The sequence below is a fragment of the Brevundimonas sp. genome (assembly GCF_035999125.1).
In the GTDB taxonomy this organism is placed as follows: domain Bacteria; phylum Pseudomonadota; class Alphaproteobacteria; order Caulobacterales; family Caulobacteraceae; genus Brevundimonas.
On sequence record NZ_DASYGX010000012.1, the window covers coordinates 49,245 to 66,117 of the forward strand.

General features: G+C 70.3%; 13 protein-coding genes. 3 read left to right on the forward strand and 10 right to left on the reverse strand.

The window, feature by feature from the left end; all coding sequences use genetic code 11:
* Positions 1 to 74 precede the first annotated feature (74 nt).
* The 8 genes from VGN45_RS10990 to VGN45_RS11025 form a co-directional block, all read right to left on the reverse strand.
* Positions 75 to 1,355 carry a DNA-packaging protein gene (locus tag VGN45_RS10990; RefSeq protein ID WP_327462349.1) on the reverse strand — a complete coding sequence of 427 codons (1,281 nt, stop codon included), beginning with the start codon at positions 1,353 to 1,355 and terminating at the stop codon, positions 75 to 77.
* A complete protein-coding gene (locus VGN45_RS10995) occupies positions 1,352 to 1,837 on the reverse strand; it encodes a hypothetical protein (RefSeq protein WP_327462351.1) in 486 nt (161 codons plus the stop codon). Before VGN45_RS10995 ends, VGN45_RS10990 begins: the two co-directional genes overlap by 4 nt.
* A gap of 234 nt (positions 1,838 to 2,071) precedes the next feature.
* On the reverse strand, positions 2,072 to 2,944 hold the full coding sequence (rsmA, locus tag VGN45_RS11000) for a 16S rRNA (adenine(1518)-N(6)/adenine(1519)-N(6))-dimethyltransferase RsmA (protein WP_327462353.1): 873 nt from the start codon (positions 2,942 to 2,944) through the stop codon (positions 2,072 to 2,074).
* Positions 2,941 to 3,939: a 4-hydroxythreonine-4-phosphate dehydrogenase PdxA gene (pdxA, locus tag VGN45_RS11005; protein ID WP_327462355.1), complete on the reverse strand. Its 999-nt coding sequence runs from the start codon at positions 3,937 to 3,939 to the stop codon at positions 2,941 to 2,943. Before pdxA ends, rsmA begins: the two co-directional genes overlap by 4 nt.
* Positions 3,936 to 5,258, reverse strand: a complete 1,323-nt coding sequence (locus VGN45_RS11010) for a peptidylprolyl isomerase (protein ID WP_327462357.1) — start codon at positions 5,256 to 5,258, stop codon at positions 3,936 to 3,938. Before VGN45_RS11010 ends, pdxA begins: the two co-directional genes overlap by 4 nt.
* Positions 5,259 to 5,386: 128 nt before the next feature.
* Complete coding sequence (locus tag VGN45_RS11015; RefSeq protein ID WP_327462359.1) at positions 5,387 to 7,780, reverse strand: LPS-assembly protein LptD; 2,394 nt, start codon at positions 7,778 to 7,780, stop codon at positions 5,387 to 5,389.
* Positions 7,781 to 7,852: 72 nt separating this feature from the next.
* Complete coding sequence (gene lptG, locus VGN45_RS11020; protein ID WP_327462361.1) at positions 7,853 to 8,968, reverse strand: LPS export ABC transporter permease LptG; 1,116 nt, start codon at positions 8,966 to 8,968, stop codon at positions 7,853 to 7,855.
* A complete protein-coding gene (locus tag VGN45_RS11025) occupies positions 8,965 to 10,098 on the reverse strand; it encodes an LptF/LptG family permease (RefSeq protein WP_327462363.1) in 1,134 nt (377 codons plus the stop codon). The genes lptG and VGN45_RS11025 overlap by 4 nt, the downstream gene beginning before the upstream one ends.
* Before the next feature lie 122 nt (positions 10,099 to 10,220).
* Between VGN45_RS11025 and VGN45_RS11030 the strand changes: the two genes are divergently transcribed.
* On the forward strand, positions 10,221 to 11,699 hold the full coding sequence (locus VGN45_RS11030) for a leucyl aminopeptidase (RefSeq protein ID WP_327462365.1): 1,479 nt from the start codon (positions 10,221 to 10,223) through the stop codon (positions 11,697 to 11,699).
* Positions 11,700 to 11,736: 37 nt separating this feature from the next.
* On the opposite strand, the gene VGN45_RS11035 is transcribed toward VGN45_RS11030, so the two are convergent.
* A complete protein-coding gene (locus tag VGN45_RS11035) occupies positions 11,737 to 12,348 on the reverse strand; it encodes a TIGR02466 family protein (protein WP_327462367.1) in 612 nt (203 codons plus the stop codon).
* 23 nt (positions 12,349 to 12,371) lie between these two features.
* Complete coding sequence (locus VGN45_RS11040) at positions 12,372 to 13,856, reverse strand: phospholipase D-like domain-containing protein (RefSeq protein WP_327462369.1); 1,485 nt, start codon at positions 13,854 to 13,856, stop codon at positions 12,372 to 12,374.
* A gap of 161 nt (positions 13,857 to 14,017) precedes the next feature.
* Between VGN45_RS11040 and VGN45_RS11045 the strand changes: the two genes are divergently transcribed.
* Together VGN45_RS11045 and VGN45_RS11050 are read left to right on the forward strand one after the other, a co-directional pair.
* Complete coding sequence (locus tag VGN45_RS11045; protein WP_327462371.1) at positions 14,018 to 14,203, forward strand: hypothetical protein; 186 nt, start codon at positions 14,018 to 14,020, stop codon at positions 14,201 to 14,203.
* Between the two features lie 89 nt (positions 14,204 to 14,292).
* On the forward strand, positions 14,293 to 16,800 hold the full coding sequence (locus tag VGN45_RS11050; protein ID WP_327462373.1) for a tipN: 2,508 nt from the start codon (positions 14,293 to 14,295) through the stop codon (positions 16,798 to 16,800).
* The last annotated feature ends 73 nt before the right edge of the window (positions 16,801 to 16,873 follow it).

Here is a 16,873-nt window from a genome sequence, read left to right on the forward strand (position 1 = left end):
CCGCCGCTCGTACCCCGCTCCCGGCCGGATCGGCCTGACATCCCTTCAGACGGGGCATCGCCGGATCCGCGCCGTCACAGAGCGCGCATCCTCGGCCCCTCCCTGACCGACCCCAGCATCAGGTCCGAAACGGCCCACACCAGGGCGTCGGCTCGATCCAGCCCGACCGATCCGTCTTCGGCTCCCAGCGCCATCAGCGCGTCTTCAAGTTCGGGCAGGGGCGCGGCATGCCTCACTCGCCCCTGTTCATACAGGGCGGCGACCGGCTCTGCCCGCGTCCGTTTGCCGTGTCGGGCGTGAACCCGCCGCACGGGAGCCGTCACCCCGGCCGTTCGCAGCACCGTCTCCACCATCTCGCCGCCCTGGTTGACCTCGGCCACCACGCAGCCGGCGCCGAACGTCTCCGCCGCCCGCTTCACCGCTCCGGCCCAGCCCAGCGGAGACAGACCGGCCACCGTCCGATCGCCCAGGATCCAGCAGACCCCCTCGCACCGCCCTGCCGCGACGATTCCGCACGCCGCGCCGCCCGACGTCGCCGGCGGATCGACGGCGACCACCACACGCTCAAAACGGGCGGGTGGGGCGCCTGCCGCCTGTGCCGTACGCATCATCTCCCAGGAAAACAGGGCTCCGTCGCCGTCCAAAAGTCGGCCCTCGAGTTCCTGGGCGGCCAGGCGCGTCCCGCCATACACGGCCTCCAGATCATGCAGGAACCCGAGCGACAGATTCGCGGCGTTGGCCCGCGTGGGCAGATCCGTTCGCGCTGTGCCGGGCTCCGCCAGCAAACGCCTCAACGCCGCCGTGGGACGGGGCGTCGTCGTCACCGCCAGTCGCGGCCTTTCACCGATCCTCAGGCCCATCCGCAACAGCGCCAGCGTCTCCGCCGGTCGTCTCCAGGCGCACCATTCGTCGGCCCAGGCTGCGCCGAACTGCGGTCCCCTCAGCGCGTCGGCATCCTCCGCGGAGAACGCTTGCGCCGTCGCGCCGTTGGGCCAGACCAGTCGACGCCGGCTCGCCTCCCACCGGGGCGGCTTTCCCCGGCGAGGCAGAGCCAGCAGGCCGGACGGTCCTTCCACCATCACTTCGCGCACGTCGTGCAGGCTCTGTCCGACCAGCGCGGTCCGCCCCCTGCTTCGCACCTGCGTCTCCAGCCATTGCGCTCCCGCACGGGTCTTGCCCCCACCGCGTCCGCCCAGCACGACCCAGGTGTTCCAGTCGCCCTCGGGCGGCGTCTGCCCCGCATGCGCCCACACCTCCCAGTCCGTCGCCAGCAAGGCCCGATCTCGACGCCTCAGCTGCCCCAGCAACTCGGGGTTCCGCCTCAAGGTCTCGCGTGCGGCTCCGGCCTTGGTCATCGTTCCGAGGTCTCGCCCAGTCGGACGATGCGAGCTCTCAGATCCGACAGGATCTGCTCGTCGTCGACGACGTCTCCGCCGTCGGCCAGCCGCCGCGCTGCGTCCAACAGCGTTTCGGCCGTCCGGATCAGATCGACGGCAGCCGCCGTCTGCCCGCCCCGCATGAGCCGCGTGGCTTCCGTCAGCGCCCATCTTGCGGCGGCCTCGGGCGCCATCGGATCTTGCTGGGTCGCCGCCGCCTCTGCCGCCGCTTCGGCCATCGCGGCGTCTTCAAGCGCAACCGCGTGTTTCCGCGTCCAGCCCTCGCGTCCCATTCGCCGTCGGATGGCGTGCTCCGTCACGTCGTACCTGGCGGCCAGAGCCGGCGCCGAGACGCCTCTCAGATAGGCGTCCTGAATCAAGGCCCAGGTGCGTGGGCCGCGGATCTTGTAAGGCGCGCGGGTCGATGCGGGCGGAAGGCGTCGGATCAGGGTTTTCGTCATGCGAACAGTCTCGCCGTGCCGCGAACCCTGCACGGCATCATGCGCGAGCTTTTTCTCAGGTCACTGAAATCCCGCGACGTTCGGGATCAAGCCGTCACGACTTCTTGGGGTGAGCCGACGCATTTGTGGCGCTTGTGGCGGATGTTCCGGCGGTGTGGCGTCGAATGTCCCGCTTTTGTCCCGCCCGATGTGGTCGTCCCCGGCGGGATTTTCGTGACCTTGGCCGGACGCGTTTCAGCTTCGTTTACGCCGCGTCAAAGCCGCGCCGACTTCGGCCGGCTTCGTCGGCGCCTCGGCCCCGATCGACGCCCGTGCCAGCCTCAGGAAACCGTCCAGGTCGATCACCTCGGCCCGGTCCTCGGGGCTGATCCCCGCCGACTCGCAAAGGTCCGCTCCGCCAAGTTGTTTCAGGCTGGATCTCAGCATCTTGCGTCGTTGCCCGAAGGCGGCGGCGGTCACCCGTTCCAGCGCCTTCAGCAGCGTCCGCTCCGGCCGGTCGGCGCGCGGGATCAGGTGCACGACGGCGCTGGCCACCTTGGGCGGAGGCGTGAAGGCGGCGGCGGGCAGGTGCATCACCAGCCGCGCCTCGCACACCGCCTGGCTGATCACCGCCAGCCGGCCGTAGGCGTCGTCGCCGGGCGCGGCCACGATGCGCTCGGCGACCTCCTTCTGGAACATCAGCGTCAGGGCGTGCGGCAGCCACGGCCCGGTCAGCCATTTGATCAACAGCGCCGTGCCGACGTTGTAGGGCAGGTTGGAAACCAGGTGCGCCGGCCCCTCGACCAGCCGGTCCTCGCGCACGTTCAGGGCGTCCCCTTCGACGATCGTCAGCCGTCCTGACCCGTCGTCCAACTCGGCCAGCAGGGGCACGAAGCGCGGATCCTTCTCGACCAGCACCACCCGTCCCGCGTCGCTTTCCAGCAGCGCCCGCGTCAGTCCACCGGGACCGGGACCGACCTCGATCACAGCCCGACCCTCGAACGGCCCGGCCAGCCGCACGATCTTTCGCGTCACGTTCAGGTCCAGCAGAAAATGCTGGCCGAAGCTCTTCTTCGCCGCCAGCCCATGGGCGTCCAGCTGTTCGCGCAGAGTGGGCAGGGCGGTCACGCCAGTCCCCGCCGCCGCGTCGCCATCTCCGCCGCCAGCGTGATCGCCGCGATCAGGCTGTCGGCCCGCGCCACGCCCCTGCCGGCGATTTCGAACCCCGTGCCGTGGTCCGGGGACGTCCGTATGATCGGCAGGCCCAGGGTCACGTTCACTCCGCTCCAGAAGTCGATCGTCTTGACCGGGATCAGCGCCTGGTCGTGATACAGGCAGACTGCGGCGTCGTAGCCTGTGCGCGCCTCCTCATGGAACATCGTGTCGGCGGGCAGGGGGTCGGTGATCTCGATTCCCTCCGCACGAAGGGCCGCGGCGGCGGGGCGCAGAACCTCGATTTCCTCAAGTCCGATCGCCCCGCCCTCGCCCGCATGGGGGTTGAGGCCGGCCAGCGCCAGTCGTGGCCGGGCGATTCCGAAATCCCGCCGCAGCGCCTCGTGGGTCACCCGCGCGGTGCGGATCACCCGCTCGCGGGTCACCAGTTCCGGCACGTCGCTGAGGGGCGAGTGGATGGTCACCAGCGCGACCCGGAGGTTCCGCGCCGTCAGCATCATCACCGGCCCCCGCGTGCCGTCGTACGGCAGGTCGCCGGTCAGGTCGGCGATGAACTCGGTGTGGCCCGGAAAGGGAAAACCAGCCGCATACAGGGGGGCCTTGGCGATGGGGGCGGTCACCACACCGGCGGCGCGGCCGTCCATGGCCAGATCGACCGCGCGGGCGATCCAGTCGGCGACGCAGGCGGCGTTGGCGGGGTCGGGTCGGCCGGGCGTCACGGCCGTCGCGGTCGGAAGATGGATCACCGGCACGGCGTGGGCGAAGACGGACTTCGCTTCCGCAGGTTCGTAAACGACCGTGACCGGGGCGCCGGCCGCCTCCAGCACGGCCGCGTCGCCGACGACGACGAACGACGGGCCGCCGTCCCGCGCCGCGGTCCAGGCGCGGGCGACGATCTCAGGGCCGATGCCCGCCGGCTCTCCCAGTGAGAGGGCCAGCGGCGGGATCATTTGGTCTCGATCAGGGCGTCCGCGCGCAGATCCCGAATATAACGCCGCTCCAGCATCGACAGCTGCGACCGTTGCAGGCGGCTCTCGACCTCGTCGCGGCTGGGCAGGGCCGCCGACCCCACCCGGCGGCCGCAGACGCCGACCAGGTGCAGCCCCAGCGGCGACCTCACCGGCCCGGCGATGGCCCCGTCGGGCGCTTCTGTGGCGATCTGCTGGAACTGGGGAATGATGCTCTGCACGTCGCTCTCGCCCAGGTCCGTGCCCAGCAGCCCGGTCTCCGACGCCGCCCTCGCCAGCATGTCGTCGCACGTCAGCTGCGGCTGCAACGCCGTCAAGCGATCCGCCGCGGCCTGCACGGCCTCGGCCGACGCCGTCTCGGGCAATTCGATCATGATCTGCCGCAGCGTCACCAACTGCGTCGCCGACCCCTGCCGCTTGTCACGCATGTAAATTACATAGACGCCGCCTTCTACGACAATCGGGTTCGACAACTGGCCGACTTCAAGGTTGTCCATCGCCTGTTGCAGGGCAGGGGCGACAGAACCTTCCACCACCCATCCCGCGTCGCCGCCGCGGACCGCGGACGGCGCGTCCGAAAACTGCTGGGCCACCGCCTGGAAGGGCGCGCCTTGGATCATCTGGCGGATAAGCTGCTGCGCGCCGTTCACAGCTCCCTGCATTCCGCCTTGGGTCTGGGCCGCTTCCAGATAGATTTCACCGATCAGATATTGGCGTTTGGTGGCCGCCTCCTCTACCTGACGCATGGCTTGGTCGATTTGGGCCTTGGAGACGCGGGCTCGGCTGGAGAAGCGACCGCCGACGAGCCGGCGCCAGCCGATCGAGACGCGAACCTGCTCGCGGACGGTGCGCGGCTGGATGCCGACCTGGGCGAGGAGGTTCAGATAGGCATCGGCAGAGGTCCGCAGCTCGGCGGCCATGGCCCCGATCTCTTGATCGATCTCTTCCTCAGTGACTTTCAGGTCCTCGTAGCGAGCTATCTCCTGCGCTTTCAGACGGTCGTCGATCAGGCCGTCCAGGGCCTGGCGTTGAATCTGCGCCAGATCCTCCGCGGTCGGCTGGACCTCGGACATGGCGATGATCAGCAGCATCCTCTGGCGCAGGTCGTAGCCGGTGATGATCTGGTCATTGACCACCGCCACGACGCCGTCGGCGATCTGGAAGTCGGCGCGGTCCAGCATGCGCGGTTCGCGACGGACCGGCGTAGGCCGCAACGTGCCGGCCGCCGTCGCCCCTGGGGGAGGATCCTGGCGGACGGGGGCCGCCTGGGCCAGGGCGTTCCCGGCCATCAGCGCGGACATGGCCGCGGCCGTTGCAAAACGCATCACTCGCATCGTTCGTCCTGAACCCTCATCGCGGCCTCGCCGCTCGCGCCGATCCGCGAAGAATCGGCCGGTCGCGCCCCTCATGAGCGCCGGTCGCGCCCGTCTTAACGTGTACCGCCGAAAGTGGCGAGCGTTAGGCGCACGTAAGCGCCCTCGGACGCGCCGCTGGGCCGCACGCGCGTGTTGTCCCGCCGCCAGCCGATCTCGAACCGCACGCAATCGTCGTCGAACAGCAGGCCGACCTCCGACCGCACGAACAGGTCGCGGTCCAAGTCATAGACTCCGGCGCCCGAGATGCCCCAGTTCCCGACGACGAACTGCTGCGCCGAGCCCTCCACGAAGGCGTAGTTGCGGTTCAGAGGTCCGGCGAGGGGGTTGCTGTCGTCCATGACGTAGATCACCGAGCCCGCGTTGCGGCGGCCCCAACGCCCCTCGACCGCCGCCTCCGCCCGCCGGACGTCGCCGGAGTCGTCGATCGTGGCTCGTCCCCAGGCTCGAACGCCGTCATGCGGCTCGAAAGTGCCCTGCACCACCCAGTCCGAGGTCCGATCGGCCAGGCCGGTCGCGTCGTACAGAACCGTCGGATCGTCGGCCGAGGCGGTCAGCAGTCCCGGCTCGGCTTCGGAACGCCAGCTCCGCCCGACGAACAGCGAAGCTCGCCGGTCGTCGTCCCACCGCAGCGTGGCCCGCGCGCCGCCAGTCACCCTGATCCCGCCCTCGTAAAGATCCTCGCCCGGAAAGCGGTCGACTCGGAAAAGGCTGGACTCGTCCAGGTCGAGGCCCTGGCTGTCCTCATTCGGTATGCGGGAATCCAGATCGGCGTCGGTCGAGGCGGAGATCTGGGCCATCGGTTCCAGAACCAGATCGGCGCCGCCCGCCAGCGGCCGGATCAGGGGCCAGCTCACGTCTATCCCGGCCGTGGCGCGCCCGCGGGCGACCGTTTCTTCTCCCTCAAGTCCTGGGGCCGGAAGCTGGGCGATGGAATAGACGTCCACCCGCCCGTCGAGGAACGGCTCCCACCGAACGCCGGCCGGCGTGATCAGGCTCCGTCGCCACTCGACCCGCCCGGTCGCCCGGCGGCTGTCCACGCCTTCCGAGGGCGCAGGGCCCACCGGCAGGGCCTCAGGCCGGAGCACCGGCGCCCCCACGAACTCGTCGCGATAGAGCGCCGCCGCAGATCCCGTGAACCTCAGCCGTCCGCCGAACACCAGCCGGCCCGGTTCCCAGCGCCCCTCGACGATCGGCGCCGCGACCGGCAGGGCGCCGTCACGTTCGAACTCGTTCAGACCGGGCGCAGTCTCCTCGAACCGCGTGACTCGCAGGCTCTGGATGTCGAAGGCGGCGAACGACAGATAGGACCGCCCCGTCTGCCGCTCGGCATAGACTTGGCTGATCAGCCGGCGCTCGTCGCCGTGGTACAGGCCGTTGTCTGCGTACGGATCGCGCACGTCATAGCGGTCGAACAGGGTCTTGTCGGAGGTCCGCTCGGCGGTGAAGCCCCACCGCCACGGCCCGGCCGGGTCGAAGGCGCCGGACGCCAGCAGATAGCTCCGGTGCTTGCGCTCCGCCGACTGCGGCGGGTCGTCCACGCCGTCGTCGTCCAGGTCGAAGTCGCCGAAGTTCCGCGCATAGGTGTAGCCGCCGCGCGCCATCACCGTGCCGTCCGCGAAACGCCGCCGCCATTGCAGGTTCAGCAGCGGCTCCACCTCAGTGTTGAACTGCGGGCTGATCAGCCAGTCCTCGGAGGGCGACACGACGATCAGATAGGGCTGCTCCCAGCTCAGCCCGCGCTCGCGGTCGAAGCCGATCTCCGGCACCAGAAAGCCGGACGCCCGCTCCACCGTCGGGTCGGGATGCGCGAACACCGGCAGGAACAGCACCGGCACGCCCTTCACCTTGAAGACCGCGTTCCGGTACAGCACCGCGCGCAGTCCCTCGTCCTGCACCACGCGCTGGGCCTGGATCGAGATCGTCGGCTCCTTCGGCCGGCCTTCCTCGTCGCAGATGGGGCAGGGGGTGAAGATGGCGTAGTTCAGCTCGTTGATCGTCTCGGACCGCCGCACGGCCGTGGCGGCCATCAGGCTGGATCCGTCCTGGAGCCGCGTGGCGAAGTTGACGGCCAGGCCGGTCTGGGCCCCCTCGGTCAGCTCCAGATAGTCGGCGAATACGGTCGTGCCGTCGGGCGCGGTCAGCTCCACCTCGCCGCGCGCCGTCGCGATCCCGCTGGCGAGATCGTAGGTCAGCCGCCTGGTGCGCAGGGCGTGGTTCTGAAAGCGGGCGTACAGCCGGTCGCCGGCGTCGCGCGACGCCTCCAGCCGATCGCCGACCCGCGCCACCTCGGCCGCGTCCAGATAAAGCGCACGATCGTCCAGCCCGTCGTCAGGCTGCGGCGGAGCCGCTTCCTGCGCCCGCGCCACGCCCGCAGACATCAGGCAGGCGCCCACGCCCATCAGCAGCAGCGACCGGAAGGTTCTGGAGGATTGGTCGCCGGCGCGCATCTTGGCTCGTGTGATCCATGTTCCTGACAGCGCCGCCCCGTCGTCGCCTCTAAGCGACGTCGCGTCCGAAGGCTAGCCGTCCTCTGTGTAGACCAGCAGGGTCAGCGCGGCGAGCAGGGCCAGAAGCGGCGGCAGCCACGCCGCCAGCCAAGGTGCGATCACCTCCGCCGAGCCGAACGCCGCCGAGGTCTGGTTTATGAAGAAGAAGGCGAAGCCCAGCACCACGGCCGCCGCGCTCATCCGCGCCAGATCGCCCAGCCGCATCAGACGCAGCGAAAACGCCGCCGCCAGGATCGACATCGCCGCCAGCACCAGCGGCGTCGCCACCAGCTGATGCAGTCTCAGCCGATAGGCGGTCGTCGAAAAGCCGGCCGCCTCCACCCGCGCGATCTGGGCGGGCAGGGACCAAATGGGCGTCGACTGGGGCCGGGCGAAGCGGTCGAACGCCTCGTCGTCCGCCAAGCTGGAGCGCAGGTCGAGCGTGGCGTACCGCACCCCGCGCTCACCGATGCGCGCGCCCACCGCATCCACCAGCCGCCAACTGCCGGCGCTCAGACTGGCCGAAGTCGCGTCGATCCGCTCGGCGAACCGCCGTCCGCCGTCGGGCGCATTGGTGTAGATGAAGAAGCTGACCCCCAGCAGGCGACCGCCCGCGCGGTCCTGACGGTCGGCGCGGATTATGATCTGGCGTTGGTCGTCGCCCTCGCGCAGCCAGACCGCCTCAGCCGCGGCCCCTGTGGCCGCCTGGCCCGACAGCCGCGCCCGCTCGCGCTGGAACACCCCGTCGGCGAAGGACGCCAGCGGGCTCAGCGCCGCGACGATCACCACCCCGCAGATCAACGCCATCAGCGCCGCCGGCATCACGAACCGCCACGCCGACACGCCCGCCGCCCGCATGGCGATCAGCTCGCTGCGCCGGTTCAGCGCGACATAGGCCCCCAGCGTCCCGAACAGGAAGATGAAGGGCGTCAGCTGCAGGATCACTGCCGGCGACTTCAGCAGCATCAGGCCGAAAATGCGCGCGCCCGACAGGTCGACGTCCGACCCCACGCCGCGAGAGATCTCGACGAAGTCGATCAGCATGATCAGGGCCGCGATCACGCCCAGCGCCACCAGCAGGGACTTCGCCTGCTGCTTCAGCACATAGCGCTCGATGCGGCCGATGCGCAGGCGGGAGGGGGCGGTCATGCGCTGGCTTCCAGAACCGCCGTCCGACGGCCGACCTTCCGCCGTCGCGGCCTCAGCGCCCGGAACAGCAGCCGCAGCGCCGCCGCCGCCGCCGCGATCGGCACGATGTACTGCAGGACGTTCACCCACGGGTTCCACGCGCCGGCCGCGACCAGGCCGTAACCGACGATCCGCACGGTCAGGAAAGCGCCTGCCGCCTTGGCCACGCGCAGGCCGTATCCCGTCCGGCTGAACGCCCCGCCCAGAATGGCTGTCAGCGCCATGGCCATGGCCGTCAGCGCGTAAAGCGGCGCCGACAGGCGTGCGTGTCCCTCGGCCGTCAACTCACCGCGCGTGCCGGCCGTCGCCATCATCTGCGGAGATGGGGCGAAAAGCTGCGGCAGATACAGGTCCGACGGTTTGTACCGCACCGCCTGATCCGCCTCGTCCATGAAGGCCGCCAAGGGGAAGGCGTGGTTGTCGAACTGCAGATGGTTCAGCACGCCGTCCGACGAATATCGCTGCCACGAGCCCTGTCCCAGCAGGAGGTAAGGCTCCCCGGCGATGCGGCTGAACCGCGCCTCGGTCGCGTTCCAGGTCGACACCGATTTGCCGTCGTCGATGTGGACGAAAAGATTCGTCAGCAGGCCGTTCTGCTCGATCTCCTGCACATAGACCGTCAGACCGTTGGGCCCCTTCACGAACCGGCCTTCCTCGACCAGCAGGGCCGCCAGGTCGGAGCGCACGGCGAAGGCCTCGTCCCGGGCCGCGCGCTGGGCCCAGGGCTGAACCGCCACGTTGATCGACAGGGTCAGCGCCGCGACGATCACCGCCAGCAGCGCGGCCGGACGGATGGCGGCCCACCGCGTCATGCCTCCCGCGAAGGCCGCGATCAGCTCTTGCTCCCGCTGCAGCCGGGTCAGAGCGATCAGGGCGCCCACGAACAGGCCGATGGGCAGGATGACCGACAGCAGCTGCGGCACGGCCAGCGTCGTCAGCTTGACCATCACCCAAAGACTGGCCCCGCGCTCGACGACGAATTCCAGCTGTTCCAGCGTCTGGCTGAGGATGCCGATTCCGGCCAAGGCGGCGCACGCCCCGACGACGGGACGGGCGATCTGCCGGAAAAGATAGCCTTGAATCAGCGTCATGCGGGAAAGGAGGTCGCCCCGTTGCGGGGGGCGCGGGGAACGCCCTAATACATGGCCCTCGTTGCCCGCGACAGTCCGCGGATCGCTTAAGACGCCGGGCGTGTTTCCGGCAGGAGTCGCCGATGAAGATCGAGTTCGCCGCGTCCGCGGGCGCCGCCCCGGTTCTTGCCGTCCTGGCCCATGAGGGCCGCAATCTGGCCGGTGCGGGGGTGCAACTGGATGCGGCGACCGGCGGGGCGCTGTCGCGCGCGATGAACGCCGGCCGGTTCACCGGCGCGAAGACCTCGACCCAGGTCGTCGCCGGCGTCTCGGGCTGCGACGCCGCCACGGTCGTGATCACCGGCGCGGGCGAGGCCGGTCAGGTCGACGACCTGGCGCTGGAGGCCGCCGCCGGCGCCGCCTACCACGCGGTCAAGATGTCGGGCGCCGACGTGCTGGCCATCGACGTCTCCCACCTGTCGGCCGAACAGGCCGCGCGCACCGCCTTCGCCGCGCGCCTGGCCGCCTATCGCTTCCTGAAATACCGCACGACGCTGAAGCCGGAGAAGACGCCGTCGATCGCCACGATCCGTGTCGTCGCCGCGGACCCCAAGGCGGCGAGGGCCGCCTACGACGCCGACTTCGCCCCCGTCGCCGAGGCGATCGAGTTCAGTCGCGATCTGGTCTCCGAACCCGCCAACATCCTCTATCCGGAAGAGTATGCCCGCCGCGTGAAGGGGCTGGAGAAGCTGGGCCTCGAGGTCGAGGTTCTGGGCGAAAAGGAGCTGGAAAAGCTCGGCTTCCGCACGCTCCTGGCCGTGGGGCAGGGCAGCGTGCGCGACAGCCAGGTCGCCATCATGACGTGGAACGGCGGCAAGAAGGGCGATCAGCCCATCGCCTTCGTCGGCAAGGGCGTCTGCTTCGACACCGGCGGCATCTCCATCAAGCCCGCCGAGGGCATGGAGGAGATGAAGTGGGACATGGGCGGATCCGCCGCCGTGGTCGGCCTCATGCACGCCCTGGCCGGCCGCAAGGCCAGGGTGAACGCCGTCGGCGTCATCGGCCTGGTCGAGAACATGCCCGATGGAAACGCCATCCGCCCCGGAGACGTGGTCGAGACCCTGTCGGGCCAGACCGTCGAAATCCTGAACACCGACGCCGAGGGCCGCCTCGTGCTGGCCGACTGCCTTTGGTACACGCAGGAGCGGTTCAAACCGAAGTTCATGGTCGATCTGGCCACGCTGACGGGGGCCATGATCGTCTCGCTGGGCCTGGAATACGCCGGCGTCTTCACCAACTCCGACGAACTTGCCGAGAACATCGGCAACGCCGCGCCCAAGGTCGGCGAGAACGTCTGGCGCATGCCGATCCCGACCATCTACGAGCGCCACATCGACAGCCCGATCGCCGACGTGAAGAACATGGGCAACGGCCGCGCCGGCGGCTCGATCACCGCCGCCCTGTTCCTGCAGCGCTTCACCAACGGCGTGCCGTGGGCCCACATCGACATCGCCCCGACGGCCTGGGTGAAGGACTCGAAGAACCCCACCGTGCCGGACGGCGCCGTCGGCTGGGGCGTCCGCACCCTCGACCGCATGGTCCGCGACGCCTACGAGGGCTGAGTTTGCCGTTCCGGGCGCCGCGTCGCGGCGTCCGGGCTCACGCGTAGTTGAAGCTGATCGAGATGCGCTCGGCCTTTGCCGCATTGGGCGGCACCTCGTGGCGCAGCCAGCTTTCCCACATCAGGACCGTGCCGGGGCGGGGGGCCAGGTAGACGAACGGCCGCTCCGCCTCCGGCGCGTCGGGCCGCACGCCGGGCCGCGCCATCATCATCGGCAGGCGGGGATCCTCCAGCTTCAGCGCCGAGGCTCCGTCGGGAACCTCGACGTAGACTGTGCCGCTCAGGAAGGCGTGCGGGTGGATGTGGCCGCTGTGCCCACCGCCGGGCTTCAGGACGTTGACCCACAGATTGTCCAGCCGCGGCCTGCGCGCCAGATCGAAATTCAGAGCCTGGGCATACAGTTGCGCGTGTCTGTCCAGACGTCGCTTCAGCTCTGCGAATTCCGGCAGGCGCTGCGGCAGGTCCGTCAGCGAGCCGTACGAGGTGTAGCCGCGATAGCCATGCGCCCGGCACCAGGCCCGCCCCGCGCCGTCCTCCACCGCCAGCATGCGGCATGCCGCCGCCAGCTCCGCATTGAAGTCGGCGAAGCCCGGCGCGGTCGCCAGGCTGGCCTCATAGATCTGGGTCACGAACAGGGGGCGCAGGGTCATCCGGTCCCCATAGCCCGCCCCCGTCATCGGCGCGACAGGGTGCGCCGCCGTTCCTCATAGGGCCGCTGCGAGACGTTGCGCCGCTTCCACGGCCGCCAGGCGTCGGCGGTGGAGACGGGGTCGCCCAGCTGCCACTCGGCGATCAGCCGCTCCATGGCGTTCGGCGGCTCGGCGCCCAGAGGCGACATGCGCCCCTCGTTCAGCTTCTCGATGGCCTTGCCCGTCGAACCGAACAGCGCCTCGGCCGCGGCGAAGGCCGCGTCATCGACTCCCAGGAAGTGGCCGATGGACCGGCGCCGGAACGCCTCGACCGCCGCCCGCCCCTCGGCCGTGTCCGGCTCCAGCGTCAGATCGCACTCGGTGTCGAACCCCATCGACCGGTTGTTCAGATTGGCCGAGCCGACGCGCAGCAGCGTGTCGTCGATCACCGTCACCTTGGCGTGCACGATGATCCGCTCGCCCCGGCGCGTGTTGGGGCTGAAGGCGTAGAACCGGTCGTGCGCGTCGGCCTGCTCCAGCCGGTACAGAACCTCCGAGCGCGCCGTGTCCATGGTGATGCCGTCGAACCAGCTGGGACTGGAGCCCGTGGACACCACCACGATCTCCGGTCCGTCCGGCTCTTTCAGCCGCTCGGCCAGCGCCGCCGCGATGGCGGGGGAGGTGAAATACTGGTTCTCGAAATAGATGCGCCGTCGGGCCGACCGGATCGCCGCCAGGTGCAGGGCCTCGACCTCGCGCGCCGCGCCGCGCCCGCCATAGGCTGGCTCGGTCCGCGAGATGCCGATCGGCACGTCGATGAACTCCGGCTCCACGCCGTCAGGCCAGGGATCGGAGACGCCCTCGGGGTCGGGCAGGGTCCGCTCCCACGTCGCGCGGAACCAGCGTTCGCGCGCCAGATCGCCCAGCGCGCGCGCGGCCGGTCCGTCCACCACGCACATCGTCTCGTGCCGCGCGGGTGCCAGAGTGCCGTTCGGCTGGACACGGCGGGGATCGGCGTCCCGGTGGTCCAGCGTGTCCCAGCGATCCGGCCCCAGGTCTCCGCTGCCGCAGAAGGCCACGGCGTCGTCGATCACGACCATCTTCTGATGATGGCAGGCGCCGATCGGTCCCGGACTGTCCAGCCGGAACTCCACGAAACGCTTGCGGAACCAGCGCTGAGCCCTATGCGGGAAGAAGCCCTGCGACGCCGCGATCAGTATCGGCGAGTTCCAGATCAGCAGGCGCACGTCGAGGTCCGGCCGAGACTTGACCATCATCCGCAGCTGGTGGCCGATCTCCGCATGTCGGTCTCCGTGGCGGCTGTCGGGGTCCAGCCGCGTGCGCGGATCGAACTGCCAGCCCAGTATCACCACCGATCGCCGCGCCTTGGCCAGGGAGGAGGCCAGCGCGTCGAACCAGGCCTGGCCGTCGATCAGCGTCGCCGCCCGCGCCGCGCGTTCCGTCCGCCAGCACAGGCCACGACAGGAGAGCAGGGGGGCGTCGTCGCCGGGCACGGGGGCAGGGGTCATGGCAGCGCCTAACGGCTCGCGAGGGATTTCGTGCCGTGTCCTGCGTCACACGATGGACCGGTGATCGTCAATCGTGACGCTTCGTTCATGCGCGCGGCCGTTGTCGGGCGACGCGAAACGGCGCATAACTGCGCTCGCAGACAGGAGGGAAGGTCGGCGAAATGCATGCGCTGATCGAATTCATCGCCGGAATCGTGGCTGCGCTGGCGATGGCCGCCCTGTCGCAGTTCGGCATGGAAATGCGCGACCGCCGCGCCGACGAGCCCGAGGTTCGTCGCGTCAAGGACGACTGTCCGCCCAAGGCTTCGCGCACCGTCCTGATCTCGGCGCCTGCCCGAGACTGCTGAATCGCGGTTTCGCCTCCGTTCGCCTTTGCGGCGAGCGGGCGAATGTTTAGGGTCGCCCGTCCGCGTCCCTGACCCGAAGTCCGCACCCGATGAAGAACCGCCAACGGCCGCCGCTGAACCTGACCGCTCCTGAAGCGGAGACGGCGGAGGCGAGCCTTGGGCCGGACGTCGATGCGACCGCGGGCGAACACGAGGTCAGGGTCGTCATGGAACCTATGCCGGCCTCGCCCGAACGCCCCATGTCCGAACGCCGCCGTCGACGTCTGGCTGAGGAGGCGGCCCGGCACGAAGCGGAGGCGGCCGCACGCGATCGCGTCGTGACGGAGATGGCGGTTCCCACCGGCTCACCGCCGGCCCCGCTGGAGCAAGCGTCTCAGCCGGAGACGGCCCCGCAGACTGCCGTGGCTCTGACGGCGACGCCGGCCCAGCCCAGTCCCGCGCCCTACTGGATCGCCGCGGTCGCCTCCGCCTTGTGGGCTGCGGGCGTGGCCGCACTGGTTGCCTATGAGACGGGATTCGGGTCTGTGGACCTGGAGCCTCTGCGTCTGGCCGCCTATGCACTGATCGCCGTGGCTCCGGCGGGGCTCGCGCTCCTCCTCGCGCGTACCATGGCCGACTCCGCCAGACTGGCGGCCGAAACGCGGCGGGCTCGGGATATGTCCGACGCGCTTCTGGCGCCCACGGCGCTGGCCGCCAGGGAAGCCGGTGGTGCACTGACCCTGTTGCGGCAGGACGTCGATCACGCGGCACTGGCGGCCGAGCGCGCACGGCTCGACATGACCTTGCTGCGCGAAGCGCTCTCCGAAGAGACCCAGCGCCTGAACCAGGCCGCCGAGACCGCCGCCGCCACCGCCCGCCGCCTGTCCGAGGCCCTGTCGCAGGAGCGGCAGGCCATGGAGCAACTGAACCAGAAGCTGGACGGTCAGGCCCTGGTCGTCGTCGAGGCGGTCGAGCGCCAGTCCCGCATGGTCATGGACGCCTCCGACCTGGCCCAGGCCCAGCTGCGCGAGGCCGAGGCGGCGCTGGCCGCGCGCGCGGCCGACCTGGCGGCCGCCGCCGGCGAGGCCCAGGACGCCGCCCGCGCCGCCGCCGACGACCTGGCCCGTCAGACCCTGCGGCTGGAGAACGCCGGCTCCGGCGTCGCCGAACAGATTCAGTCGGTGGAGGAGGGCTTGGGCCAGCAGCGCGCGGCCCTGGTCACCGCCGCCTATGCCCTGCGCACCGATCAGGAGGACTTCTCCGCCCAGGTCGAGAGCCAGCGCGCCCAGCTGGTCGAACAGTTGTCGGCCGCCCGCACGGCCGGCGGCGACTTGGCCGAGACCTCCGCCGGCGCGGTGGAGACGGTTCGCGACCTGATCGAGGCCGCGACCGACCAGTTCCGCGCCCTGATCGACATGTCCCAGCGCGAGGCCGACGGGTTCGACGCCGCCACCAAGGTGGCGCTGGACCGGTTCGAAGCCTTGGCCGCAGAGGCCCGCGACGTCCAGATCGAAGAGACCCGGCGCGCGCTGGAGGCCCTGCAGGCCACGGCAGAAGCCGCGCGCACCACCGCCCAGCAGTCCGCGGAAGAGGCGCAACATCGTGCCGATCGTCTTGGAGAAGCTTTGTTCGCCGCGGCCCAGCAGGCCGACGAAGCGGCCGACGCCCGCATCGAGGGCGCCCGCCGTCTGGTCGCCGAAAGCGCGGGGCTGGTCGACGAGGCGGGTCAGCGGGCCCAGCAGCGTCTGGAAGCCTTGGCCGATCGCCTGAGCGTCATGCTCGATCAAGTCGCGGGGGGCCTGAACGACCTGGACGGCAAGGCGGCCGAACTGCCGGAAGCCGCCCGCGTCCGCGCCGAATCGGTCCGTGCCGTCGTCGAGGACGGGCTGAAGGCCCTGTCCGAAGCTTCCCGCAAGGCGGCGGAGGACACCGAGGCGCTGGAAGCGGCCTTCCAAGAACGCGTCCGCCGCAACTACGAGATGCTGACCGAGGCCGTGCGCCTGATGGGCGTCGTCTCAGGCGACGCCTCCGGCCGTCGCCGCGAGGCCGAGGCCGTTCTGCGGCCCGAAGCGCCACCGCCCGTCACGCCCGCTCCCACGCCCCCTGAATCGGCGCCGCCCGCCGGGCGCACCTTCGGTTTGCGCCGGCTTCAGCTGAACGCCGGCAAGCCCGCGCCGGCGCCGACGGGCCCCATGGACTGGGACGATCTGGCCGATGACGCGCCGCTGGATCTCGACACCCCGGTGATGCCCGCGGCGGAGGCCGAGACGCTGTCCGTTCGGATGATCGATTCGGTGCGCCGAATGGGCGTCGATCCGAACGCGCTTCTGCCGCGCCCGCGCATCGAGGAGGCGGCCCAGGCCCTGACCCGCGGCGACGCCTCCGCCGCCCGGGCCGTGGTGCGCCGCGTCGCCCCCGCCGCCGTGCGCAGCGTCTCGCGCCGAGTGATGAGCGACCCGACCCTACGCATCGACGCGGAGGCCTATGTTCGCGAGACGGGCCGCCTGCTGCAGGATCACGCCCGCACCGGCGACCCCGCCGTCGTGCTGAACCGTCTGGCGTCCGACGCGGGCCGTACCTTCATGCTCCTGGATGCGGCGGTCGGCGATCTCGCCTGATGGGTGATTCCTGATCACCTTTGTCGACGAGTCGACGTTTCCGGCTTGACGCGGGGGGTGGCGGCGGATGAGG